Origin of the sequence: Streptomyces sp. NPDC096105, assembly GCF_044763335.1 — a bacterium.
Classification (GTDB): Bacteria; Actinomycetota; Actinomycetes; order Streptomycetales; family Streptomycetaceae; genus Streptomyces.
In genome coordinates this window covers 42933-66573 of the sequence record NZ_JBIWGC010000020.1, presented here as the reverse complement: position 1 = coordinate 66573, position 23641 = coordinate 42933, and the positions used below count along the sequence as shown (strand labels likewise).

Sequence of the window (23641 nt, the reverse complement as noted above, 5' to 3'; positions counted from 1 at the left end):
CCCACACGGCCGGATCACGCGCCCACACGGCCATCCCGCACACCTCCCCCGAGTCTCACGCCCCGTCCCCGCGCTGCGCCGACACGTGTCAGCACCCGCAGGACCTCACACCGCCCGCAGCGGACACACCGACAACGAGCGGCCGGTCACACAGAGTTCCCGTCAGGCACGGAGAGTTTCGACCGGCCGAGAGCGGCCGGCACCCCGTTCCAGCGCAAGCGCAAGAAGGCCCGCGAGCCGAGCCACGTCGCAGGCCGAGGCCTCAGACCTCGACCACCCGCGCCACCCACTCCGGCAACGGCTCCACCCGCTCCGCCCACTCCTCGGGCGGCGCCCCCGCGGAGCCCGCCGCGAGCACCCCGCCCACGATGGCGCAGGTGGTGTCGACATCCCCGCCCACCTGCGCGGTCGTCCAGAAGGCGTGCTCGTAGTCGCCCAGGGAGCGGGCGGCGGACCAGAGCGCGAAAGGCACCGTGTCGTGCGCGGTCGTACGCCGTCCGCAGCCGAGGACGGCCGCGACGGTGGCCGCGTCGCCGTAGTCGAGCATGTCGCGCGCCCGGCGCAGTCCCGCGCCGACCGCGCTGCGCGCGGGCACCAGCGCGATGACCCCGTCGAGGAGGTCCTCGGCGCGGGGCGGGCCGTCCGGCGCCGCGGCGAGGGCGGCGGCAGCGGCGACGGCCATGGCGCCGACCACGGCCTCGCGGTGCTGGTGCGTGGGGTAGGCAGAGATCTCCGCCTGGTGCGTGGCCTGTTCGGGGTCGTCGGCGTACCAGGCGCCCAGCGGCGCGATCCGCATCGCGGCGCCGTTGCCCCACGAGCCCTGGCCGTTGAAGAGCGCGGCGGCCAGCACTCGCCAGTCGCCGCCTTCGCGGACGAGCCGCAGCAGCCGGTTGACCGCGGGGCCGTACCCCCGGTCGAAGTCGTGGCGGTGGGCGAAGGAGTGGGCCAGGGCGTCCTGGTCGATGCGGTGGTGCGTGGCGAGGACGGTGACGACGGAGCACGCCATCTCGGTGTCGTCGGTCCACTGCCAGGGGTCCTCGGGCAGTTCGCGGCGCTTGAGCAGCGGGTGGTTCACCGGCACGAAGAACTGCGAGCCGAGCGCATCCCCCACCGACAGGCCGCGCAGGCTGGCCAGGGCGCGCTCCAGGCGCGTCTTCGGGGAATGATCAGTGGTCATCGCCTCGCAACTCTCCCATTCCGTTCCCGCCGACTCCAGCACATTTCGTCCATCCCGTGATCGGGTAGGGCTCCGGGTCCCGCCAGCGCTCGAAGGGCCGGTCGAGGGCGTACTTTCCGTTCTCGCCCAGGACGAGCATCCTCACCTCGGCGTTCCCCGGGTTGGACAGCGACTCGAACTCCGCCACGGTCCAGTGGAACCACCGCATGCAGAACAGCCGCATGGCCAGGCCGTGGGTGACGATGAGGACGTTCGGCGGGTGGTCCGGGGCCTCGAAGCTGCGGAAGAGGCTCTCCAGGAAACCGCCGACGCGGTCGTAGACGTCGGCGCCGGACTCGCCCTGGGCGAAGCGGTAGAAGAAGTGCCCGTAGGCGTCCCGGTAGGCCTTCTGCAGGCGTACGTCCTCGCGGTCCTGCCAGTTGCCCCAGTCCTGCTCGCGCAGCCGGGGCTCCTCCCGGATGCGTATCAGGTCCGGGTCGAGGTGGAAGGAGTGCAGGGTCTCGAGCGTCCGTCGGTACGGGGACACGTAGACGCTGACCCGTTCCTGCCCGAAGAGGTCGCGGAGCCGCTCGCCCGTCTCCTCGGCCTGCTTCCTGCCCCGTTCGGTGAGGCCGAGGGCGTGGTCGGGTTCGCGCTCGTAGACGGTGTCGTCGACATTGCCCCTTGATTCACCGTGCCGGACAAGGACGATGCGCCGTGGTCGTGCCATGCCGAAACCCTAGATCCGGTGAGGGCGCTTCGGACACTCGTGCGCGTTCCGTACGGCATATGTCACACGAAGTTCGCCGTGCACGAGTCGCTGGAGCGTCCGCCGCCGGCTCACACCGTCCAGGCGGGCTCCATGTCGACGATGTCGCCTGCGAGGGCCGCGACGTCCGCCTCGGTCTGGGCCCGCAGCGCCAGCCGCTCCACGCGCTCGGTCCGGTACTTGCCGTGCTCGGCGGCGGACCGCCACATCGACAGGACCAGGTACTCGCTGCCCGGCGCCTCGCCGAACAGCCCCCGCACCATGCCGGGCGAGCCGGCCATCGCCGGGTTCCACACCTTCTCCTGCATGAGGACGAAGTGCTCGGCGCGCTCCTCGTGGACCCGGCACAGCGCGACCCTGATCAGGTCGGCGTCGGTGAAGCGCGGCTCGAACCCGGTCTTCACGTCGAAGCGGTGGTCGAACAGCCTGACCTGGGCGTCCTTGAAGGTGCCCGCCTGGGACGCGGCGAGCCGGTCGTGGGACCGGGCCATGAAGGAGTCGTAGAAGGCGCGGCTCTCCCAGAAGGAGAAGATGTGCGCCACGTCCTGACGTCCCCGGCTCCATCCTCCGCCCTGCGCGCGAAACCCCGGCTCCCCCAGAAGCCCCGCCCACTTCCGCTGCCCCCGCTCGAACCCCCGACGGTCCACCACGGTGCAGCGAATCCACTTGACCAGCACCGCGCCATCGTAAGGCCAGGGAGCGCCGCCCGGTCGCCCCCAGGGGGACTGCGTACCGGCGCCCGGGAGCTCGGGCGTGGCAGGATGGACAATCTGCCGCGGACACGCGGCAGTTGGGGTGCACCGGCAGGACGGTCACGAGGAAGGGGACAACGGGTGAACGGCCTCAGCAAGGGGATCCGCAAGGTCGAGATCGCGCTGCGGTGGGATCCGAGTCCGTCGGGAGAGCCCTCCACCGACCTCGATCTCGTCGCCGCGCCCTACCTGGAGGGCGACCCGCACGGCGATCCCGCCTACGTGGTGCACTTCGACAGCCGCTCCCCCGACGGCACCATCACGCTCAGCCGGGACAGCCAGGACGGCAAGGGGTTCGGGTACGACGAGGTCATGACGCTGGAGCTGGACCGCCTGGACCGGCGGTACGGGCGCGTGGTGGTCGGGGTCGTCGTCCAGCAGCACCAGGCGCGGCGGACGTTCTCCGAGGTGGGCAACCCGGGGCTGCGCATCCGCGAGGGCTACGACGTCCTGGCGGAGGACGACTTCGGCGGGGTGCCCGGGGTGGCGGCGGCCACGGTCGCGGAGTTCGTCCGGGAGGGCACGGGCCGCTGGGAGTTCAGGGCGGGCGTGCACGGCTTCGGCGGCGACCCGGTGGACTTCCCCCGCGAGATGGGCGCGGCCCGCCGGGCCTGACGCCGGCGCGCCGTCGGCGGTACGGCCGGGAACGCCCGAGGGCGGTGGCACCGGAACCCCGGTGCCACCGCCCTCGCCGTCTCACCCCCGGGCAGCGCCCGGAGGGGCCGGCGTCAGCTGCAGCCGCTGGTCGAGCCGCAGCCCTCGCAGATGTAGCAGGAGCCGGCCCGCTGCATCTTCGTGCCGCAGGAGAAGCACAGCGGGGCGTCGGCCTGGATGCCCAGCTGCATCTCCACCAGCTCGGCGCTGGTGTGGGCCTGCTTCGGAGCGGGCTTGACCGCCTCGGTCCCGGCCTTCGGCGTGGTGACCGCCTTCAGCTCCTGGGCGCGCGGAGCCGACTGCGCCAGGCCCTCGACGTCGACGTCCTCGTCGGCCGGCTCGTACGAGCCGGTCTCCAGGTGACGCTGCCGCTCCTCGGCGGAGTGGATGCCGAGCGCGGAGCGCGTCTCGAACGGCAGGAAGTCCAGCGCCAGGCGGCGGAAGATGTAGTCGACGATCGACTGTGCCATCCGCACGTCCGGGTCGTCCGTCATGCCGGCCGGCTCGAAGCGCATGTTGGTGAACTTGGAGACGTACGTCTCCAGCGGCACGCCGTACTGGAGGCCCACCGAGACGGCGATGGAGAAGGCGTCCATCATGCCCGCGAGCGTCGACCCCTGCTTGGACATCTTCAGGAAGACCTCGCCGAGACCGTCGTCCGGGTAGGAGTTGGCGGTCATGTACCCCTCGGCGCCGCCCACCGTGAAGGAGGTGGTGATGCCGGGACGGCCCTTGGGGAGACGCTTGCGGACCGGGCGGTACTCGACGACCTTCTCGACCGCGGCGCGGATCGTCTCCTCGGCCTTCTCGGTGACCTCGGCCTTCTCCTTCTCCTTGGTCTTGGCGGAGAGCGGCTGGCCGACCTTGCAGTTGTCGCGGTAGATGGCGAGCGCCTTGACGCCCAGCTTCCAGGCCTCGAAGTAGATCTCCTCGACCTCCTCGACGGTCGCCGTCTCCGGCATGTTGACCGTCTTGGAGATGGCGCCGGAGATCCAGGGCTGGATCGCGGCCATCATGCGGACGTGGCCCATCGGGGAGATGGCGCGCTCGCCCATGGCGCAGTCGAACACCTCGTAGTGCTCCTGCTTGAGGCCGGGGGCGTCGATCACGTTGCCGTGCTCGGCGATGTGGGCGACGATCGCCTCGATCTGCTCCTCCTGGTAGCCCAGGCGGCGCAGGGCCTGCGGGACGGTGCCGTTGACGATCTGCATCGAGCCGCCGCCGACCAGCTTCTTGAACTTGACCAGGGCGAGGTCGGGCTCGACACCGGTGGTGTCGCAGGACATCGCCAGGCCGATGGTGCCGGTCGGGGCGAGCACGGACGCCTGGGCGTTGCGGAAGCCGTTCGTCTCGCCGAGGCGCAGCACGTCCTGCCAGGCCTCGGTGGCGGCGGCCCACACCGGGGTGTCCAGGTCGTCCATGCGCACGGCGGTGCCGTTGGCGTCGGCGTGCTGCTTCATGACGCGCTTGTGGGCGTCGGCGTTGCGGGCGTAGCCGTCGTACGGGCCGACGATCGCGGCCAGCTCGGCGGAGCGGCGGTAGGCGGTGCCGGTCATCAGGGAGGTGATGGCACCGGCCAGGGCGCGGCCGCCGTCGGAGTCGTAGGCGTGACCGGTGGCCATCAGCAGGGCGCCGAGGTTGGCGTAGCCGATGCCCAGCTGCCGGAAGGCGCGGGTGTTCTCACCGATCTTCTGGGTCGGGAAGTCCGCGAAGCAGATCGAGATGTCCATCGCGGTGATGACCAGCTCGACGACCTTCTGGAAGCGCTCGGTCTCGAACGACTGGTCGCCCTTGCCGTCGTCCTTGAGGAACTTCATCAGGTTCAGCGAGGCCAGGTTGCAGGACGTGTTGTCCAGGTGCATGTACTCGCTGCACGGGTTCGACGCGGTGATCCGGCCGGACTCGGGGCAGGTGTGCCAGTGGTTGATGACGCCGTCGTACTGGATGCCCGGGTCGGCGCAGGCCCAGGCGGCCTCGGCGATCTTGCGGAAGAGCGCCTTGGCGTCGACCTCCTCGATGACCTCGCCGGTCATGCGGGCACGCAGGCCGAACTTGCCGCCCTTCTCGACGGCCTCCATGAACTCGTCGTTGACGCGCACGGAGTTGTTGGCGTTCTGGTACTGGACGGACGCGATGTCGTCGCCGCCCAGGTCCATGTCGAAGCCCGCGTCGCGCAGGACGCGGATCTTCTCCTCCTCCTTGACCTTGGTCTCGATGAAGTCCTCGATGTCGGGGTGGTCCACGTCGAGGACGACCATCTTCGCGGCGCGGCGGGTGGCGCCGCCGGACTTGATGGTGCCGGCGGAGGCGTCGGCGCCGCGCATGAAGGAGACCGGGCCGGAGGCGTTGCCGCCGGAGGAGAGCAGCTCCTTGGAGGAGCGGATGCGGGAGAGGTTCAGGCCGGCGCCGGAGCCGCCCTTGAAGATCATGCCCTCTTCCTTGTACCAGTCGAGGATCGACTCCATGGAGTCGTCGACGGACAGGATGAAGCAGGCGCTGACCTGCTGCGGCTGGGGCGTGCCCACGTTGAACCACACGGGGCTGTTGAAGCTGAAGATCTGGTGCAGGAGGGCGTAGGCCAGCTCGTGCTCGAAGATCTCGGCGTCGGCGGGCGAGGCGAAGTACCTGTTGTCCTCGCCGGCCTTCCGGTACGTCTTCACGATGCGGTCGATCAGCTGCTTGAGGCTGGTCTCGCGCTGCGGGGTGCCGACGGCACCGCGGAAGTACTTGCTGGTGACGATGTTGACCGCGTTCACCGACCAGAAGTCGGGGAACTCCACGCCGCGCTGCTCGAAGTTGACCGAGCCGTCGCGCCAGTTGGTCATGACGACGTCACGGCGCTCCCAGGCCACCTCGTCGTACGGGTGGACCCCCGGGGTGGTGTGAATGCGCTCGACGCGCAGTCCCTTGCCGGCCTTGCTCGCCTTGGCTCGGGAACTACGTGCCGGACCGCTCGCCGTCTCTGTCATGCCGCCTCCCTGATACGGGCGAAAACGCCCTGAAGTGCCCCGATGTTCCCGTGGCACGGTGTTCTGTCTGATGCTGCGGGCACCCACTCGCCTGCCCGCAACAGGTCTGTTCGTCGCCGCCGGCCGAACCGGTCCCCGGACCCTCGCGTCCGGGGCCGGACCGCTGCTCAGCCGGTGGCGGGAGCGGGCGCGGGGACCTGGGCGGCCCCCTCCTGCCCGCTGTCGTCTTCCCGGCTCCCCGGGGCGGCCCCGTCGCCGTCCCCGTCGTCCGCGCCGGGCCGCTCCGCCCGCCTGAGTTCCGCGATCGCGGCCTCGAAGTCCTCCAGCGAGTCGAACGCCCGGTACACGGACGCGAACCGCAGGTAGGCGACGAGGTCGAGTTCCTGCAACGGGCCGAGTATGGCCAGTCCCACGTCGTGGGTGGTCAGCTCGGCGCTCCCGGTGGCCCGCACCGCTTCCTCGACCCGCTGGCCGAGCTGGGCGAGGGCGTCCTCGGTGACGGGCCGCCCCTGGCACGCCTTGCGCACACCGTTGATGATCTTGGTGCGGCTGAACGGCTCGGTGACTCCCGACCGCTTGACCACCATGAGCGAACACGTCTCCACGGTCGTGAAACGACGGGAGCAGTCCGGGCACTGGCGGCGCCTGCGGATCGACGTGCCGTCGTCGGTCGTACGGCTGTCGACGACACGGCTGTCGGGGTGCCTGCAGAAGGGGCAGTGCATGGATCCCAACCCTCCTCACAGCAGACTCGATGGCCTCGCCAGGCCTCAGGGGCCTCACGAAGCAGCACCAGCATAGGCGATCACGGAGCCCTCGAAGACCGGGGGGACCACAACTTCTGGGCTGCTGCCGGAATCCAACCACTAGATGTGGGGATTGGCTCATACATTCAGGCCGCGCGCGTGTCGCGCTCGCCGGAGCGGGAAGACGGGCCCGGAGGTCTGCCTGCCGGAGCCCGGAGGCCCGCCCGTCGCGGACCCCGGGGGCTCCGCCCGTCGGGGAGAAGGCGTGCCGGAGACGGGGAGGGGGCGTGCCGTTCCAGAGGAGGGCGGGGCCGCTTCACGCGCGCGGGAGCCCACGGTGGCAGACTGAGTCCGCGCGCCGCGAGGCCGCCGCCCCGGCGGAGACCTCGGCGGAGAAGAGTACACCAAATGGCCCGTTTGTCCGGCGGGAAGCGTGGCGACCAATACACCTCGGCGAAAGAACACGTACCGCAATTCGCTTTTTTTCACTCGAACGTGTGTTTGGCGCAACCTTTCGAAAGCATCTACCGTTGTGCTGCAGGGAGACCATCGAGAGGGGCCGACGTGACCACCACCGCAGACAGTGCCGCCATCACCGCCCAGGACCGCTCCCAGGGCCGCATCGAGCCGGTGCACGCGATGAACGAAGCCACGAATCCCGAGGCGCACAAGCGCTCCCTGCCGGGCCGGCCTCCCGGCATCCGGGCGGACAGCTCCGGACTCACCGACCGCCAGCGCCGGGTCATCGAGGTCATCAGGGACTCGGTGCAGCGCCGCGGCTACCCGCCGTCGATGCGGGAGATCGGCCAGGCGGTCGGGCTGTCCAGCACCTCCTCCGTCGCGCACCAGCTCATGGCGCTGGAGCGCAAGGGTTTCCTGCGCCGTGACCCGCACCGCCCGCGCGCGTACGAGGTGCGGGGGTCCGACCAGGCCGCGTCCGTGCAGCCGACGGACACCGCCGGCAAGCCCGCCGCGTCCTACGTGCCGCTGATCGGCCGGATCGCCGCCGGTGGCCCGATCCTCGCGGAGGAGTCCGTCGAGGACGTCTTCCCTCTGCCCCGGCAGCTCGTCGGCGACGGTGAGCTGTTCGTGCTGAAGGTCGTGGGTGACTCCATGATCGAGGCCGCGATCTGCGACGGCGACTGGGTCACGGTCCGCCGCCAGCCGGTCGCCGAGAACGGCGACATCGTGGCGGCGATGCTCGACGGCGAGGCGACCGTGAAGCGGTTCAAGCGGGAGGACGGCCATGTGTGGCTGCTCCCGCACAACGCGGCCTACGAACCGATCCCCGGCGACGACGCGACGATCCTCGGCAAGGTGGTGGCCGTCCTCCGCCGCGTCTGACCTCTGGCGGGACGCCGAGCCGCTCCTCGGCCTGCCCCACCCCTCTGACTGGGCCCCGGAACCCCTGCGCCGGTTCCGGGGTCCTGTGTTGCCCACGGACGCCGTGCGCAGCGCCCTGGGCCTCGAAGCGGTCGGCGCCGTCGCCGCGGTACCCGGGTGCCGCTCACGGCACCGGCCGGGACGCTGTTCCCTGCCCCCGGGACATCCCGGCCACCGGGCCGGGGTCTGTGCGTCGCGCCCGTCCGGGGGTTTTCGGCGTGCCGTCGACACGCCCCGGACGTCGCACGCCGGCTGGGACGCCGTCTCGAAGCCCGGATGTTGCGGTCGGCGCTCGAACACCCGACCGCCGGGCTGGAATGCGTGCGCCGCGCCCGCGCGAAGGGGGACCCGCGCGGCGGGACAACCCCACCACCGGCGTCGATGACCGTCGGCCGGCCCCCGCCCCGCGACGGCACGGCGCCCGTCGCGACGGACACGGCCACCAGTGGCGTCCGTCCGGTGACGGGGACGCCCGTTCGCGGCCTCACGCCGACGGCCGTCACCTGGGCGGCCTGCGACTGCCCAGCACGCCCGGGCCCGAGTACGGCGGACGCTCCCGCTCACGGCCCCGTCGCCCAGCGACGGACCGCGGCCGGGCCCTTGTGGCCCGCCGAAGGATCTGGCCGGCTCCGCCGGCCCGCTGAAACGGGCCTCCCCCGCAGCCGAGCGTCCTTCGCGGAACTCGGGAGGCCGTCCCCGTCCGGCTGCGGGCCCCGCCCCTGCCGGGAGGGCACGGCGCACAGCGGCCTCCGTGGCCGTGCTTCCGCCCGCCGGAGGGCGTGAGTCCGAGCCGTCTCAAAGGGGCAGCGGGGTCTCTCCGCCCCGCCCTACCCCGCCGCCGCGTCGATCGCCGCGAGCGACTTCCTGACCTGGTTGCGGTCGGTCGTGTACCAGAAGTCCGGCATCGAGGCCTTCAGATAGCTGCCGTAGCGTGCCGTGGCCAGGCGTGGGTCGAGGACCGCGACCACGCCCCGGTCGCCCGAGGCGCGGACCAGGCGGCCCGCGCCCTGGGCCATCAGCAGCGCCGCGTGCGTCGCGGCGACCGCCATGAAGCCGTTGCCGCCCGCCTCCTCCACGGCCTTCTGGCGGGCGCTCATCAGGGGGTCGTCCGGACGCGGGAAGGGGATCTTGTCCATGACCACCAACTGGCAGCTGGGCCCCGGGACGTCCACGCCCTGCCACAGCGACAGCGTGCCGAAGAGGCACGTCCGCGCGTCCGCGGCGAAGTTCTTGATCAGTTCGCCGAGCGTCTCCTCGCCCTGGAGGAGGATCGGGAACTCCGGGATCCGCGACCGCAGCTCCTCCGCCGCGAGCTGGGCCGCCCGCATCGAGGAGAACAGCCCCAGCGTGCGTCCGCCCGCCGCCTGGATCAGCTCCGTGAGCTCGTCCAGCATGTCCGCGCGGTCCCCGTCCCTGGCCGGGCGGGCCAGGTGCTTGGCGACGTACAGGATGCCCTGCCTGGGGTAGTCGAACGGCGAGCCGACGTCCACGCCCTTCCACTGCGGGAGGTCGTCCCCCTCGGCGCCCTCGGGACCGAGTCCCAGCGACGCCCCCACTCCGTTGAAGTCGCCGCCCAGCTTCAGCGTCGCGGACGTCAGCACGACGGAGCGGTCGGTGAACAGCTTCTCGCGCAGCAGCCCGGAGACCGACATGGGCGCGACCCGCAGCGACGCCCCGAAGCGGTCGTGCCGCTCGTACCAGACGACGTCCCACTCGGAGCCGTTGGTGATCCGCTCCGCCACGTCGTGGACGCTCTCCACCGAGGCCAGCGCCTGCTTGCGGACCGCGTCCTCGTCCTGGACGGACTTGTCGCGGGTGGAGCCGATCGCGGAGATCACCGTGCGGCACGCGTCGCGCAGCGCCATCAGGGCGTAGCCGAGATCCTCCGGGATCTCCTCCAGCCGGCCGGGCAGGGCCAGCTCCATCAGCCGCTCGAAGCCCTCCGCGGCTGTCTGCAGCTGGTCGGCCGCCTTCTCGTTCACCAGCTTCGCCGCGCGCCGCACCGCGCGGTTCACCTGGCCCGGGGTGAGCTCGCCGGTGGCCACCCCGGTCACCCGGGAGACCAGCTCGTGCGCCTCGTCCACGATCAGCACCTCGTGCTGCGGCAGCACCGGCGCGCCCTCGATGGCGTCGATGGCGAGCAGCGCGTGATTGGTGACGATCACCTCGGCGAGCTTGGCGCGCTCACGGGCCGCCTCGGCGAAGCACTCCGCGCCGTACGCGCACTTCGTGGCGCCCAGGCACTCCCGCGAGGACACCGACACCTGGGACCAGGCCCGGTCGGACACACCCGGCGTGAGGTCGTCCCGGTCGCCGCTTTCCGTCTCGTCCGACCAGTCCCGCAGCCGCAGCAGGTCCTGGCCCAGCTTGCTGGTGGGCGCGGCCGCCTCGAACTGGTCGAAGAGACCCTCCTCCTCGTCCTGCGGCACGCCCTCGTGCAGCCGGTGCAGGCACAGGTAGTTCGACCGGCCCTTGAGCATGGCGAACTCCGGGCGGCGGCGCAGCAGCGGATGCAGCGCCTCCACCGTGCGCGGCAGGTCCCGCTCCACCAGCTGCCGCTGGAGCGCCAGGGTGGCCGTCGCCACGACGACCCGCTCCCCGTGCGCGAGCGCGGGCACCAGGTAGCCCAGGGACTTGCCGGTGCCGGTGCCGGCCTGGACCAGCAGATGGGCGCCGTCGTCGATCGCCTCGGCGACGGCTTCGGCCATGGCCACCTGACCGGGGCGCTCCGTGCCGCCGACGGCGGTGACGGCAGCGTGCAGGAGTTCGGGGAGTGAGGGCTTCGTCATAGCCCGACCACCCTACGGCCCCTCACCGACAAAGGTGCGCGCACACCGAAGGCGGCGGAGGTGACCGGCGCCCCGCACCTGAAGCACCGCTCCGCATCCGAAGCACCGCCCGGCGCCCGAAGCACCGCCCCGGCGCGCGGCACCCGGAAGGACCGCGGCCGCCACCGGGCCCCGCGGCCCCGCGGCCCCACGCCCCCACGCCCCCACGCCCCCACGCCCCCACGCCCCCACGCCCCCACGCCGCGAGATCCACTCACGACGGCCAGGTCAGACGCCTTGTAGCCGAACCGTTGCCGTTCCGTCGGACGCCCCCTACGGCGAACGCCTAGTGTGTGGTGCCGTCATCCCAAGCCGTCGGAGCAGCAGTGCGACTCGTCCGGGTCGGATGTGAAGACGGGCGCGGCACCACCATCGTTCCTTCCAGGGGGAGTCCAGATCATGCGATCCATACGGCCGTCGTCCACCGCCCGCCGCGCGAGGAGGCCGTCGCGCGGAACCTCCCCCGTGCTGGCGGCGGTTGCCCTCGCCTCCGCGCTCGCACTGACCGCCACCGCATGCCAGTCGGGCGACACCGACGCGAGCGCGGACCCCTCCGCGACGGCCGCCGCCGACGGCAAGTTCAAGATCCCGGACGACATCACGGACCGGCTCAAGGAGCACGGGATCGACCTCGACAAGTGGCGGGACGGGGCCTGGAAGGACTGGGACAAGGACAAGTGGCTGCGTGAGGCGCAGGACTTCGTCAACCCGATCATCGAGGACCTGTGGAACCCCGACCGCATGCGGGACGCCGACGAGCCCGACCAGCCCGAGGTCGACGAGAACGACGTCTCCGGCGACCAGGGCGTGACCGACCCGACGCCGGAGCCGGTGCAGGCGAAGGCCGTGCCGCCGTCGTACCACGAGAACGCGCCCACCGCGGGCAAGGTCTTCTTCGACTCCCCCGAGGGCACGATGGTCTGCTCCGCGACGGTGGTGCAGGACCCGGCCAACCCCGGCAGGTCCAACATGGTGTGGACGGCGGGCCACTGCGTGCACGCGGGCAAGAAGGGCGGCTGGTACCGCAACATCGCCTTCGTGCCGTCGTACAACGACTCGGGCCTGTCGGCGAAGGAGATCGAGGGCGCCTCCGAGGAGGAGGTCGCTCCGTACGGCGTCTGGTGGGGCGACTGGGCGCAGACCTCGGACCAGTGGATCGAGCAGGGCGGTGCGACGGGCGGTGACGGCGCCTCGTACGACTTCGCGGTCATCCATGTGACGCCGGAGAAGGGCGGCGACGGCAAGTCGCTGGAGGAGACGGTCGGTTCGGCCCTGCCGGTGGACTTCGACGCGCCCGCCGTGCCGAAGATCGAGGAGATGACGGCGATCGGCTACCCGGCCGCGCCGCCGTACGACGGGCAGACGATGTACTCGTGCGTGGACGAGCCGGGCCGGCTGTCGCTCGGCGCGTCCGACCCGACGATGTACCGCATCGGGTGCAGCATGACCGCCGGCTCCTCCGGCGGAGGCTGGATCGCGGCCGGTGAGAACGGCGAGCCGGCGCTGGTCTCCAACACCTCCATCGGCCCGGTGACGACCGGCTGGCTGGCCGGGCCGCGGCTCGGCGAGGAGGCCAAGGGCGTCTACGACTCGGTCAGCGAGAAGTTCGCCGGCCGGTGACCGGACGGCCCGCCCCGGGCGGTGCCGCGCGGGGCGGGGCGGACGGCGGCACGCTCCGAGGCGGAGCTGAGCGGCGCGGACGCCTCCGAGGTCGCCCCGTACGGCAACTGGTGGGCGGACCGGGCGTCGACGTCCAGCGGCTGGATCCGGGGCGGCCCGGCGAGCGGCGGCGACGGGGCGGCGTACGACTACGCCGTGCTGCACGTACGGCCGGAGCAGGGCTCCCGGTCGCTGGAGGAGACCGTCGGCGCCGCGCTCGACGTGGACTTCTCCGGCCCGACCGCCGCCGAGGCGGGCACGACGGGCGCCTGGGGCTGCCCGGCCGCGCCGCCGTACGACGGGCTGCGGATGTTCACGTGCCTGGACGCGCCGGGCCGGTTCTCGCTCGCCCCGGACCTGCCGGACATGTACCGCATCGGCTGCACGACGACCGGCGGCTCGTCCGGCGGCGGCTGGTTCCGGGTGGTCGACGGCAGGACGGTGCTGGTGTCCGACACCTCGATCGGCCCGCTGAACCACACCTGGCGCGCGGTACCGGAACATGAGCGGGACCTACGACGGCCGCTGAGCCGCGCAGGACGAGGGCCCGCCCCCTGCCGGTGTGGCAGGGGGCGGGCCCTCGTCCGTGTCCGCGGTCCGGGTCAGCCGGCCGGGGTGGGTACGTACGGCGCGAACTCCGCCGCCAGTTCCTCGTGCACCCGCACCTTGAGCAGCGTGCCCTCCGGGGTGTGCTCCTCGGAGATCACCTCGCCCTCGTCGTGCGCGCGGGCGACCAGCTTGCCCTGGGTGTACGGCACGAGGGCCTCGATCTCCACCGACGGGCGGGGCAGCTCGCTGTCGATCAGGGCGAGCAGCTCCGGGATGCCCCGGCCGGTACGGGCCGATACGGCGATGGAGCGCTTCTCCACCCGCAGCAGCCGCTGGAGCGTCAGCGGGTCCGCCGCGTCCGCCTTGTTGATCACGACGATCTCGGGCACGCCGGTGGCGCCGACGTCCCGGATCACCTCGCGCACGGCGGCGAGCTGCTCCTCCGGGTTCGGGTGCGAGCCGTCCACCACGTGGAGGATCAGGTCGGAGTCGCCGACCTCCTCCATGGTGGAGCGGAACGCCTCGACCAGGTGGTGCGGCAGGTGCCGGACGAAGCCGACGGTGTCGGCCAGCGTGTACAGCCGGCCGCTCGGGGTCTCGGCCCGGCGCACGGTCGGGTCGAGGGTGGCGAACAGGGCGTTCTCCACCAGCACGCCCGCCCCGGTGAGGCGGTTGAGCAGCGAGGACTTGCCCGCGTTGGTGTAGCCCGCGATGGCGACGGACGGCACCTTGTGGCGCTTGCGCTCCTGGCGCTTGAGATCGCGGCCGGTCTTCATCTCCGCGATCTCCCGGCGCATCTTCGCCATCTTCTCGCGGATCCGGCGCCGGTCCGTCTCGATCTTGGTCTCACCGGGACCACGGGTGGCGAGGCCGCCGCCCTTGCCGCCGCCCATCTGCCGGGACAGCGACTGGCCCCAGCCGCGCAGCCGCGGCAGCATGTACTGCATCTGCGCGAGCGCGACTTGCGCCTTGCCCTCTCGGGACTTGGCGTGCTGGGCGAAGATGTCGAGGATCAGGGCCGTACGGTCGATGACCTTGACCTTGACGACGTCCTCGAGGTGGATGAGCTGGCCCGGGCTGAGCTCACCGTCGCAGATGACGGTGTCCGCGCCCGACTCGAGCACGATGTCGCGCAGCTCCTCGGCCTTGCCGGAGCCGATGTAGGTGGCCGCGTCCGGCTTGTCCCGGCGCTGGATCACGCCGTCGAGGACGAGGGCGCCCGCCGTCTCTGCGAGGGCGGCGAGCTCCGCGAGGGAGTTCTCGGCGTCCTGCGCGGTGCCCGAGGTCCACACCCCGACGAGCACGACCCGCTCCAGACGGAGCTGCCGGTACTCGACCTCGGTGACGTCCTCGAGCTCGGTGGAGAGGCCCGCCACGCGGCGCAGGGCCGCGCGCTCGGAGCGGTCGAACTGGTCGCCGTCCCGCTCTCCGTCGATCTCGATGCTCCAGGCGACGTCCTCTTCCATCAGGGCATCGGCCCGAAGACCCTCGGGATGGCTGTACGCGAAGCGCTTGGTGTCCTGGGAAGGGGAAGAAGAGGAGGTCATTGGGTCCTTACGTCGTTGGGTTGCCGTCTGCGGCGACGGATCCGGCCGGACGGCCTTCCGTCACTGTCCACAACGTCCGGGTACCCCGGGACATTCCCGTTTCCCCCTGTCGCGCGGACCCGACGATCGTCGCACGGCACGGCCCGTCTCGTCACCGTGTTATTCCCCGCCCGCGTCCGGCCGATGCCCGTGCGGGCCGGGCAGGTGCTCGTGCGTGCCGGAGCCGGGCGCGTCCGTCGCGGCCCGGACGGAGGACCGCCAGTCCGGGTGACCTGGCATCGGCGGGGTCTTCCCGTCGTAAAGCCAGGCGTGCAGGAAGCCGGTGAGGTCGCGGTCGGCGGTCTCGGAGGCCAGCCGGACGAAGTCGGCGGTCGAGGCGTTGCCGTCGCGGTGCCGGACGACCCAGGCGCGCTCCAGTCTGTCGAACGCCTCCGGGCCGATCTCCTGGCGCAGCGCGTACAGCACCAGCGCGGCGCCGCCGTAGACGCCCGGACGGAAGATGCCGGTCTTCCGGCCCGGCTCGGGCGGTTTCGGCGCGGCGGGCGGTCCTCCCGCGGCGCGCCAGGCGTCGGAGGACTCGTACGCGGCCCGCATCCGGGCCTCCAGGGATCTGCCGCCGCGCTCCTCGGCGTACAGCGCCTCGTACCAGGTGGCGTGCCCCTCGCTGAGCCACAGGTCGGCCCAGGTGCGGGGGGTGACGCTGTCGCCGAACCACTGGTGGGCCAGCTCGTGCACCATGATCGACTCGACGTACCAGGCGGGCAGGGCGGGGTCGGTGAACAGGTCGCGCTCGAAGAGGGAGAGCGTCTGGGTCTCCAGGGCGAAGCCGGTGGAGGCCTCGGCGAGCAGCAGGCCGTAGGTGGCGAAGGGGTAGCGGCCGACCCGCTCCTCCATCCAGGAGATCTGTCCCGGCGTTCTCGCCAGCCACGGCTCGAGGGCCGCGCGGTGCTCGGTGGGGACGACGTCCCGCAGCGGCAGGTCGTGCGGCCCGGTGCGGTGCAGCACGGTGGAGCGGCCGATGGACACCTGGGCGAGTTCGGTGGCCATGGGGCTGCGGGTCCGGTAGCTCCAGGTGGTGGTGCCGGGGGCGCGGTCGACGGCGGTGGGCAGGCCGTTGGCGACGGCGGTGTGGCCCTCCGGGACGGTGATCCGGAAGGTGAACATCGCCTTGTCCGAGGGGTGGTCGTTGCACGGGAACACCAGGTGGGCGGCGTCGGCCTGGTTGGCCAGGGCGAGTCCGTCGGCGGTGCGCACCCAGCCGCCCTCGCGGTCCCCGGGCCCGGGATCGCTGGTGTGCCGGACGGTGATGCGCACCGATTCGCCCCGGTCGAGGTCGTCGTCGGGGGTGATCACCAGGTCCTCGCCCGCGCCGGTGAAGGCGGCCGGCTCGCCGTCGACCTCGACCGAACGGACCGTGCCGTGGGCGAAGTCCAGGTTGAGCCGGTCGAGGTCGGCGGTGATCCGTGCGTCAAGGGTGGTGACGGCCTCGAGCGGCCGGTCGTTGCGGCCGGGATAGGTGAGGTCCAGGTCGTACGCCTGGACGTCGTAGCCGGGGTTGCCGAGGTACGGGAAGAGGGGGTCGCCGATGCCGAGCGGTTCGGCGGGGGCGCTCGCGGCGACCAGGCAGACGCCGATCGCGGAGACGAGCAGGGCCTGGGCGGTGCGCCGGCGGCGGTGGGCGCGAGGTGCCGGGTGCCGGGGGGCGCGCGGGGCGGGGTGGTGGGAGGTGAGCAGGGCGGGGTGGTGGGAGGTGAGGGGCATGCCTCACGGCTATCAGCGCGCGCGGGCGCGGCTGCGGCGGCGCGCTCCCGACCCACCCGATCGGGTAATCACACCGCAGGGGTCCGTGTGCCGGGTGCCGTCACCGGGGGCGGCGGAACAGGGGCGGCTCAGACGCCCGGCGCCTGCGGCTGCGCCCGGCTCACGTCGTACACGCCCGCCACGTTGCGCATGGCGCGCATCAGGGAGGGCAGCCGGGCGGCGTCGGGGAGCTGCACGGTGTAGGTGTGGCGCACCTGCTGCCGGTCCGGCGGTTCGACGGTCGCGGAGACGATCTCGGCGCCCTCCGTGGCCATCGCCTCGGTGAGGTCCGCGAGCAGATGCGGCCGGACGAACGACTCCGCCACCAGCGTGACCCGGCACTCGGCGTCCTCGCCCCAGCGCACGCCGACCTCCGTGCGGCCCGCGCTTCTCATCCGCGCCACCGCCGGGCACTCCGTCCGGTGCACGGTGACCGCTCCCCCGCGCACCGCGAAGCCGGTGACCTCGTCGGGCGGCACGGGCGTGCAGCAGCCGGCCAGCCGTACGGTCGCGCCGTCCCGGTCGACCAGCACCTGGGCGGCGGCGGGGCGCCCGGAGTCCGTGTCCTCGGCGCCGGTCGGCTGGAGGGCCCGCGGGGCGTCCGGCTCGGGCGGGCGGGCGGCCTCGATGTCGTCCGCCGGGGTCCGGGCGTCCGTCGCGGACGTGCCGTCCTCCGGTGCGGGGTGGGCGGCGAGCCACCGCTGGATGGCGATGCGGGCCGCCGGGGTGGTCGCGTGGTCCAGCCACTCCCGGGACGGCGCGGAGGCAGCGTCCTGGTCCATGAGGAGCTGGACGGTGTCCCCGTCCTTGAGGACCGTGCTCAGCGTGGCCAGCCGTCCGTTGACCCGGGCGCCGATGCAGGCGTGAGCGTCCTCGCCGTACTGCGCGTAGGCGGCGTCCACGCAGGTCGCGCCCTCGGGCAGGCCCAGGGTGCCGCCGTCGGGGCGGAAGACGGTGATCTCCTGGTCCTGGGCGAGGTCCTCGCGGAGGGTGGACCAGAAGGTGTCGGGGTCGGACGCGGCCTGCTGCCATTCGAGCAGCCGGGAGAGCCAGCCGGGGCGGGTGGGGTCGACGCGTTCACCGTCGCCGGCGGACTGCTCCTCCGGCGGGGCGGCGTAGGGGTTGCCGAGCGCGACGACGCCCGCCTCGGCGACCTTGTGCATCTGGTGGGTGCGGATGAGGACCTCGACGACCTGCCCGTCCTCGCCGGCCACCGCGGTGTGCAGCGACTGGTAGAGGTTGAACTTGGGGACGGCGATGAAGTCCTTGAACTCCGAGACCACCGGCGTCATACAGGTGTGCAGCTCGCCCAGCACGGCGTAGCAGTCGGCGTCCTCGTTCACCAGCACCAGCAGCCGGCCGAAGTCGGCGCCGCGCAGCGGGCCGCGCTTGCGGGACACGCGGTGCACGGAGACGAAGTGCCGTGGGCGGATGAGGACTTCGGCCGGGATGTCGGCCTCCCGGAGCACCTTGCGGACGTCGGCGGCGACGTCCGCGAGGGGGTCGTCCTCACGGGTGGCGTTGCGGACGATCAGCTCGCGTGTCCGCTTGTACTCCTCGGGGTGGAGGATGGCGAAGACGAGGTCCTCCAGTTCCGTCTTGAGCGCCTGGACGCCGAGCCGTTCGGCGAGCGGGATGAGCACGTCACGTGTCACCTTGGCGATGCGTTCCTGCTTGGCGGGGCGCATCACGCCGAGAGTGCGCATGTTGTGCAGCCGGTCGGCGAGTTTGATCGACATCACACGGACGTCGTTGCCGGTGGCGACCAGCATCTTGCGGAAGGTCTCGGGTTCGGCGGCGGCGCCGTAGTCGACCTTCTCCAGTTTGGTGACGCCGTCGACGAGATAGCGCACCTCCTCGCCGAACTCCTTGCCCACCTGGTCGAGCGTGACGTCGGTGTCCTCGACGGTGTCGTGCAGCAGTGAGGCGGTCAACGTCGTCGTCTCGGCGCCGAGTTCGGCGAGGATAAGGGTGACGGCGAGCGGGTGGGTGATGTACGGCTCGCCGCTCTTGCGCATCTGCCCCCGGTGCGAGGACTCCGCGAGGAGATAGGCGCGGCGCAGCGGTTCGAGGTCGGCGTCGGGGTGGTGGGCGCGGTGGGCCTCGACGACGTGGCCGATGGCGTCGGGCAGCCGGTCGCGGGCGGAGGACGACCCCATCAGGGCGGCGCGGCCCAGCCGGCGCAGATCGAGCCGGGGGCGGGACTTGCGGCGCGTCCCGGCCGGTGTGGCGTGACCCGGTGCGAGCGGGCCCGGGGTCGCAGGTTTCGCGGCCTCCGCGTTCATGAGCACCTCCGGCTGCGTGGGTCCGGCGGACGGCGCCCCAGGGCGGACATGGGCCTGGGGGACGGCGTTGATCCCCCGTCCGGGCCGGTGCTTGATGCTATCCAGCCGCACGGGGTCGGACCGGCCGCCTCCGGCCGACCGTGAAACGGATCACTCCAAAGAGCGACGGGCCGTCCACGGTCGTTTTCACGCCATCGGGTGGGCGGAGCGCCGTGATCTCGAAGTCCCGCACCCGCTCTGTCCTGCGGATCGACGGCGGGGCGGGCCTGAGGGCGGAAGATCGTACAGCGCATCGTTCAGTGGAGGGCGTTCTCCAGCCACTCGGCCTCGATCGTGCCTTCGGCGACGATGACCGCGGGACCGGTCATCTCGATCTGGCCGTCGGGCTGTTCGGTGATCACGAGGGTGCCGCCGGGGAGGTCCACGGTGTACGTCACCGGCAGGCCGGTGTCGTGCGGGTCCACACCGTCGCGGCGCGCGGCGGCCACGGCGACGGCGCACGCCCCGGTGCCGCAGGACCGGGTCTCGCCGGCCCCGCGTTCGTGCACGCGCATCGCGACGTGCCGGGGGCCCCGGTCGACGACGAACTCCACGTTCACGCCGTCCGGGTAGGCGGCGGCAGGGGCGTAGGAGGGCGCGGTGAACAGGTCGCCCGCGTCGGCCAGGTCGGCGGCGAAGGCCACGGCGTGCGGGTTGCCCATGTTGACGTTGCGCGCGGGCCAGCTGCGCGCGCCGACGCGCACGGTGACGTCGCCGTCGGGGAGGACCGCGCGGCCCATGCCGACGGTGATGTCGCCGTCCTTGGCGATGTGCACGGTCTTCACGCCGCCGCGCGTGGCGATCGCGAGGTCGCCCTCGCCGACGTGTCCGGCGTGCCGGAGGTAGCGGGCGAAGACGCGGACGCCGTTGCCGCACATCTCCGCGACGGAGCCGTCGCCGTTGCGGTAGTCCATGAACCACTCGGCCTCGTCCGCCATGGACCGCGCCTCGGGGTGGGCCGCGGACCGCACCACGTGCAGCAGCCCGTCGCCTCCGATGCCCGCGCGCCGGTCGCACAGGGCGGCGACGGCCGCCGGCGACAGGTCGACGGCGTTCTCCGGGTCCGGGACGATCACGAAGTCGTTCTCCGTGCCGTGCCCCTTGAGGAAGGCGATCCGCGTGCTCATTCTTCGATCCTACGGGGTGCGGCGGAGGCGGGGCCTCGGCCTGTGGACAACAGGATCGGGGGACGGGGACGGCGTCGCGGGACCGCACGGTCGGCACAGGCGGGCCCGGGGCGGCGGGAGCGGGCGGGGCACGAGGCACGGGGAGGCCGGCACGGGCGGCACGAGCGGGCCACGGGAACGGACGGGCCGGTGAAGACGGGCCGCGGGACCGCGGGGGTCAGCGCAGGCGGGCCACGCGCCACACGGCGAGGGTGACCACCGCCACGACCATCACGGCGTAGGCGGCCACGACCCGCCAGTCGGACTTGCGGTCCGAGCCGCAGGCGGACAGGCCCGGCCAGGTGTGGCCGACCTTGCGGGCGGCCATCATGCCCCAGCCGGCCGCGCAGGAGCAGATCAGCAGGCCCAGCATGGCGATCACCGCGCCGCTGTCGCCGAAGTCGAAGGCCAGCGGGAAGGCGAACATCAGCGAGCCGAGCGCGCCGAGCCCGACGATCGGGGCGAGCTGCCAGACGCGCAGCCGGCGCTGCGGGCGCAGCTCGACCTCGACCTCGTCCCCGCCGGTGAACATCTCCTCCGGCTCGGGACCGTCGTCGGTCACACCGCCCTGCGTCTCCTCGGGCCCGTCGGGGCTGAGACGGTCGGTCTCCGGCTCCGTGGCATCCCGCTCGGTGGTGAGGTTCTGCTCGGTGCTGTGTGCGGTGTCGCGAGGGCCGGCCTCCATCGCCACGCGCCCTCCCAACTTAGGACTTCACTGGTCGATCGAAGCTTGATGATGGCACGGCGTCACAGGCCCGGATGACGGCCTGGGCGTCCCGATGCCAGGACGTGATCAGGCTGTAACCGGTCGTTCGACCAACGACATCGCGAGCCGCGGAAGTTCCCCGAGGTCCGCCGCGGCCCCACTCAACCAGTGCACCCGCGGATCGCGCCTGAACCATGAATCCTGACGGCGCGCGAAGCGCTTGGTGGCACGGACGGTCTCGGCGCGTGCCTCCTCCAGGGTGCACTCGCCGGCAAATGCGGCGAGCACCTGCTGGTAGCCGAGGGCGCGTGACGCCGTACGCCCCTCGCGCAACCCCTGCGCCTCGAGTGCGCGCACTTCTTCGACGAGCCCGGCCTCCCACATCCGGTCGACCCTGCGGGCGATGCGCTCGTCGAGTTCGGGGCGGGCCACGTCGACGCCGATCTGGAGCGTGTCGTAGACCGAGTCGTGGCCGGGGAGGTTGGCGGTGAAGGGCCGTCCCGTGATCTCGATGACCTCGAGCGCGCGGACGATGCGGCGGCCGTTGCCCGGCAGGATCGCCCGGGCGGCCTCCGGGTCGGCCGCAGCGAGCCGGGCGTGCAGCGCCCCGGGGCCGCGCAGGGCCAGCTCCTCCTCCAGACGCGCCCGGACACCGGGGTCGGTGCCGGGGAACTCCAGGTTGTCGACGGCCCCGCGGACGTACAGGCCGGAGCCGCCGACCAGGATCGGCCAGCGCCCGGCGGCGAGCAGCGCGTCGATCCGCTCCCGGGCCATCCGCTGGTACTCGGCGACGGAGGCGGTCTCGGTGACGTCCCAGACGTCGAGGAGGTGGTGCGGGACGCCGCCGCGCTCCTCGGGCGTCAGCTTGGCGGTGCCGATGTCCATCCCCCGGTAGAGCTGCATGGAGTCGGCGTTGACGACCTCGCCGCCGAGCCGCTGGGCCAGGAAGACGCCCAGATCGGACTTTCCGGCCGCCGTGGGTCCGACGACGGCGATGACGCGGGGGGCAAGGGGTGCGCTGCTCACCGATCCAGTCTCCCAAACCTCCGGGACCGCTCTCGATCGGGTTACGTGACGTGGGGTCCGCCGGGTCGTTGCCCGTTCGAGGTTCCTGCCGCCGGACCGCGGTGGCGCTCGCCCGGCTCACACGGATGGACACACCGGGCTACGCGGAATTTCGCCCGCACGAGTAACGTATGGAGTGGATATGGGCGTTTTTGCACGACTTTTTCGGAGGTCGAAGACCACGGGAGAGACAGCGGCGGCCGAGGCCCGGACCGACGGGGAGAAGGCCGGGACCGGCACGGACGACACGGCGGCGACGGCGCAGCCCGAGGCCGCGGCCGACGGCGCACCGGAGACCTCCGGGGCCGCGGTGACGGAGTCCTCCCCCGAGTCGTCCCCGGACTCCTCCCCGGCGAAGGAGTCCGGCGAGGGCGCCGTCACGGAGAGCGTCGAGATCCCGAAGCAGCAGTCCGGCAAGGCCGCCGACAGCGAAGCCGGCGAGGGCGCCCGCACGTAGCGTGCCGCGAGGGAAGGTACATCATGGGTCTCCTGGACAATCTGAAGGCCAAGATCGGTCCCGCCAAGGACAAGGTCTCCGGCCTCGCGCAGCAGCACGAGGACAAGATCCAGCACGGCCTGGACAAGGCGGCACAGACCGTCGACCGGCGGACCAAGGGCAAGTACAGCGACCGGATCCAGTCGGGCACGGGCAGGGCCAAGGAGGCCGTGGACCGCTTCACGCACAAGAACGACCCCGGTCCGGAGGCGGGCGGCGGCACGCCTCCGCCGGCCGGACCGCCGCCCGCCTCCTGAGCGGCACGAACGGCGGACGGCCGGGGCGAGCCGCCCCGGCCGTCCGCCGTTCCGCGTGCGGGTCTACGACCAGGTGGCGACCAGGTAGCCCACGCCGTACGGGGCGTCCTCGTGGAGCAGCGCGCCCGACAGCCCGGCGGTGCCGTCGGCCGCCCCGGCCAGCACCTGCCAGGGCGCACGGCCGGACACCTTCAGCTCGCGCGCCAGCCCGGTGTCCAGCGCGCGCAGGGCTGCCGCGTCGGCCGAGCCGAGCGCGCGGGCGATCTCCGCGTCGAAGGGCTCCGCACGCTCGTCCAGGTAGCCGGGCGCCTTCACGGTGCGGCAGGCGCTGGCGTCGCCCATCACGAGCATGGCCACCCGCTCCGCCCGGCCGGCCAGCCGCCGCCCTTCCTCGACACACGCGTCGGGCGTGAGGGACTCCCCCACGCCCCGCCCTTCGACGGGGGCGCCGGCCCACCCGGTCCGCCCCAGCAGCCAGGCGCCCACGGCGAGCCCGTACGGCAGTTCCCCGCCGGCCGCGCCGTCGCCCTCCCCCAGCCGCACGTCCAGACGGACACCGAAGCGGCGGAAGGAGCCGGGGGCGCCCGCCGGATAAGCGCGTGTCCCGGTGCCGTCGTCCGGGCCCACGACCACGAGGAGGTCGGGGCGGGCCGCGGCGAGCACGCCGAGCGCGTCCGTGCAGGCGGCGCGCGCGGCGTCCAGCTCCTGGGCGGCGCCGGCGGCGACCTCCGGCACGAGCAGCGGCGGGCAGGGGCAGACTGCGGCGGCGACAAGCATGATCAGCAGCCTACTGCGGCCGTCCGGACCCGCCCCGC

The 23641-nt window shown here is 72.6% G+C and carries 18 protein-coding genes and 1 pseudogene; 6 read left to right on the top strand and 13 right to left on the bottom strand.

Features of this window, described 5'->3' with window-relative positions; translation table 11 throughout:
* Positions 1 to 262: 262 nt before the first annotated feature.
* From ACIQ8B_RS26175 to ACIQ8B_RS26165, 3 genes are all read right to left on the bottom strand, one after another.
* The gene (locus ACIQ8B_RS26175) at positions 263 to 1177 is read right to left on the bottom strand and encodes an ADP-ribosylglycohydrolase family protein (RefSeq protein ID WP_403550086.1); all 915 of its coding nucleotides are present in this window, start codon (positions 1175 to 1177) and stop codon (positions 263 to 265) included.
* A complete protein-coding gene (locus ACIQ8B_RS26170; RefSeq protein WP_403550084.1) occupies positions 1167 to 1886 on the bottom strand; it encodes a histidine phosphatase family protein in 720 nt (239 codons plus the stop codon). Before ACIQ8B_RS26170 ends, ACIQ8B_RS26175 begins: the two co-directional genes overlap by 11 nt.
* A gap of 110 nt (positions 1887 to 1996) precedes the next feature.
* The gene (locus tag ACIQ8B_RS26165; RefSeq protein ID WP_106412108.1) at positions 1997 to 2602 is read right to left on the bottom strand and encodes a YdbC family protein; all 606 of its coding nucleotides are present in this window, start codon (positions 2600 to 2602) and stop codon (positions 1997 to 1999) included.
* 156 nt (positions 2603 to 2758) lie between these two features.
* Between ACIQ8B_RS26165 and ACIQ8B_RS26160 the strand changes: the two genes are divergently transcribed.
* Positions 2759 to 3292 carry a TerD family protein gene (locus ACIQ8B_RS26160; RefSeq protein WP_403550082.1) on the top strand — a complete coding sequence of 178 codons (534 nt, stop codon included), beginning with the start codon at positions 2759 to 2761 and terminating at the stop codon, positions 3290 to 3292.
* 113 nt (positions 3293 to 3405) lie between these two features.
* Here the strand turns inward: ACIQ8B_RS26160 and ACIQ8B_RS26155 are convergent, their stop codons facing one another.
* Both ACIQ8B_RS26155 and nrdR read right to left on the bottom strand, forming a co-directional pair.
* Positions 3406 to 6300 (bottom strand): vitamin B12-dependent ribonucleotide reductase, encoded by a 2895-nt coding sequence (locus ACIQ8B_RS26155; RefSeq protein WP_290004218.1) that lies wholly within the window; start codon positions 6298 to 6300, stop codon positions 3406 to 3408.
* A gap of 167 nt (positions 6301 to 6467) precedes the next feature.
* Entirely contained in the window at positions 6468 to 7025 is a 558-nt protein-coding gene (gene nrdR / locus ACIQ8B_RS26150) for a transcriptional regulator NrdR (protein ID WP_106412111.1), read from the bottom strand.
* A 585-nt stretch (positions 7026 to 7610) separates the two neighbouring features.
* Between nrdR and lexA the strand changes: the two genes are divergently transcribed.
* On the top strand, positions 7611 to 8390 hold the full coding sequence (gene lexA, locus ACIQ8B_RS26145; RefSeq protein WP_106412112.1) for a transcriptional repressor LexA: 780 nt from the start codon (positions 7611 to 7613) through the stop codon (positions 8388 to 8390).
* A gap of 866 nt (positions 8391 to 9256) precedes the next feature.
* On the opposite strand, the gene ACIQ8B_RS26140 is transcribed toward lexA, so the two are convergent.
* Complete coding sequence (locus ACIQ8B_RS26140; protein WP_290004219.1) at positions 9257 to 11218, bottom strand: ATP-dependent DNA helicase; 1962 nt, start codon at positions 11216 to 11218, stop codon at positions 9257 to 9259.
* 438 nt (positions 11219 to 11656) lie between these two features.
* On the opposite strand from ACIQ8B_RS26140, the gene ACIQ8B_RS26135 reads away from it, so the two are divergent.
* Together ACIQ8B_RS26135 and ACIQ8B_RS26130 are read left to right on the top strand one after the other, a co-directional pair.
* The gene (locus ACIQ8B_RS26135) at positions 11657 to 12877 is read left to right on the top strand and encodes a trypsin-like serine peptidase (RefSeq protein WP_403550079.1); all 1221 of its coding nucleotides are present in this window, start codon (positions 11657 to 11659) and stop codon (positions 12875 to 12877) included.
* Between the two features lie 51 nt (positions 12878 to 12928).
* Positions 12929 to 13417 (top strand): annotated as a pseudogene (locus ACIQ8B_RS26130) (hypothetical protein); the annotation flags it as partial.
* Between the two features lie 101 nt (positions 13418 to 13518).
* On the opposite strand, the gene hflX reads toward ACIQ8B_RS26130, so the two are convergent.
* The 6 genes from hflX to miaA all read right to left on the bottom strand — a co-directional run bounded on the left by hflX (position 13519) and on the right by miaA (position 22034).
* Complete coding sequence (gene hflX / locus ACIQ8B_RS26125; protein ID WP_403550077.1) at positions 13519 to 15012, bottom strand: GTPase HflX; 1494 nt, start codon at positions 15010 to 15012, stop codon at positions 13519 to 13521.
* A 159-nt stretch (positions 15013 to 15171) separates the two neighbouring features.
* Entirely contained in the window at positions 15172 to 16773 is a 1602-nt protein-coding gene (locus tag ACIQ8B_RS26120; protein ID WP_403550075.1) for a M1 family metallopeptidase, read from the bottom strand.
* A 128-nt stretch (positions 16774 to 16901) separates the two neighbouring features.
* Entirely contained in the window at positions 16902 to 19097 is a 2196-nt protein-coding gene (locus ACIQ8B_RS26115) for a RelA/SpoT family protein (protein ID WP_403550073.1), read from the bottom strand.
* Between the two features lie 296 nt (positions 19098 to 19393).
* A complete protein-coding gene (dapF, locus tag ACIQ8B_RS26110) occupies positions 19394 to 20263 on the bottom strand; it encodes a diaminopimelate epimerase (RefSeq protein WP_403550071.1) in 870 nt (289 codons plus the stop codon).
* A 217-nt stretch (positions 20264 to 20480) separates the two neighbouring features.
* A complete protein-coding gene (locus ACIQ8B_RS26105; RefSeq protein WP_403550145.1) occupies positions 20481 to 20987 on the bottom strand; it encodes a hypothetical protein in 507 nt (168 codons plus the stop codon).
* A 108-nt stretch (positions 20988 to 21095) separates the two neighbouring features.
* Positions 21096 to 22034 (bottom strand): tRNA (adenosine(37)-N6)-dimethylallyltransferase MiaA, encoded by a 939-nt coding sequence (gene miaA, locus ACIQ8B_RS26100; protein WP_403550069.1) that lies wholly within the window; start codon positions 22032 to 22034, stop codon positions 21096 to 21098.
* Positions 22035 to 22215: 181 nt separating this feature from the next.
* On the opposite strand from miaA, the gene ACIQ8B_RS26095 reads away from it, so the two are divergent.
* Positions 22216 to 22530 (top strand): hypothetical protein, encoded by a 315-nt coding sequence (locus ACIQ8B_RS26095; protein WP_403550067.1) that lies wholly within the window; start codon positions 22216 to 22218, stop codon positions 22528 to 22530.
* 23 nt (positions 22531 to 22553) lie between these two features.
* Positions 22554 to 22826 carry an antitoxin gene (locus tag ACIQ8B_RS26090; protein ID WP_106412123.1) on the top strand — a complete coding sequence of 91 codons (273 nt, stop codon included), beginning with the start codon at positions 22554 to 22556 and terminating at the stop codon, positions 22824 to 22826.
* 63 nt (positions 22827 to 22889) lie between these two features.
* Here ACIQ8B_RS26090 and ACIQ8B_RS26085 read toward each other — a convergent pair whose 3' ends face one another.
* On the bottom strand, positions 22890 to 23603 hold the full coding sequence (locus tag ACIQ8B_RS26085) for a class III extradiol dioxygenase subunit B-like domain-containing protein (RefSeq protein WP_106412124.1): 714 nt from the start codon (positions 23601 to 23603) through the stop codon (positions 22890 to 22892).
* Between the last annotated feature and the right edge of the window lie 38 nt (positions 23604 to 23641).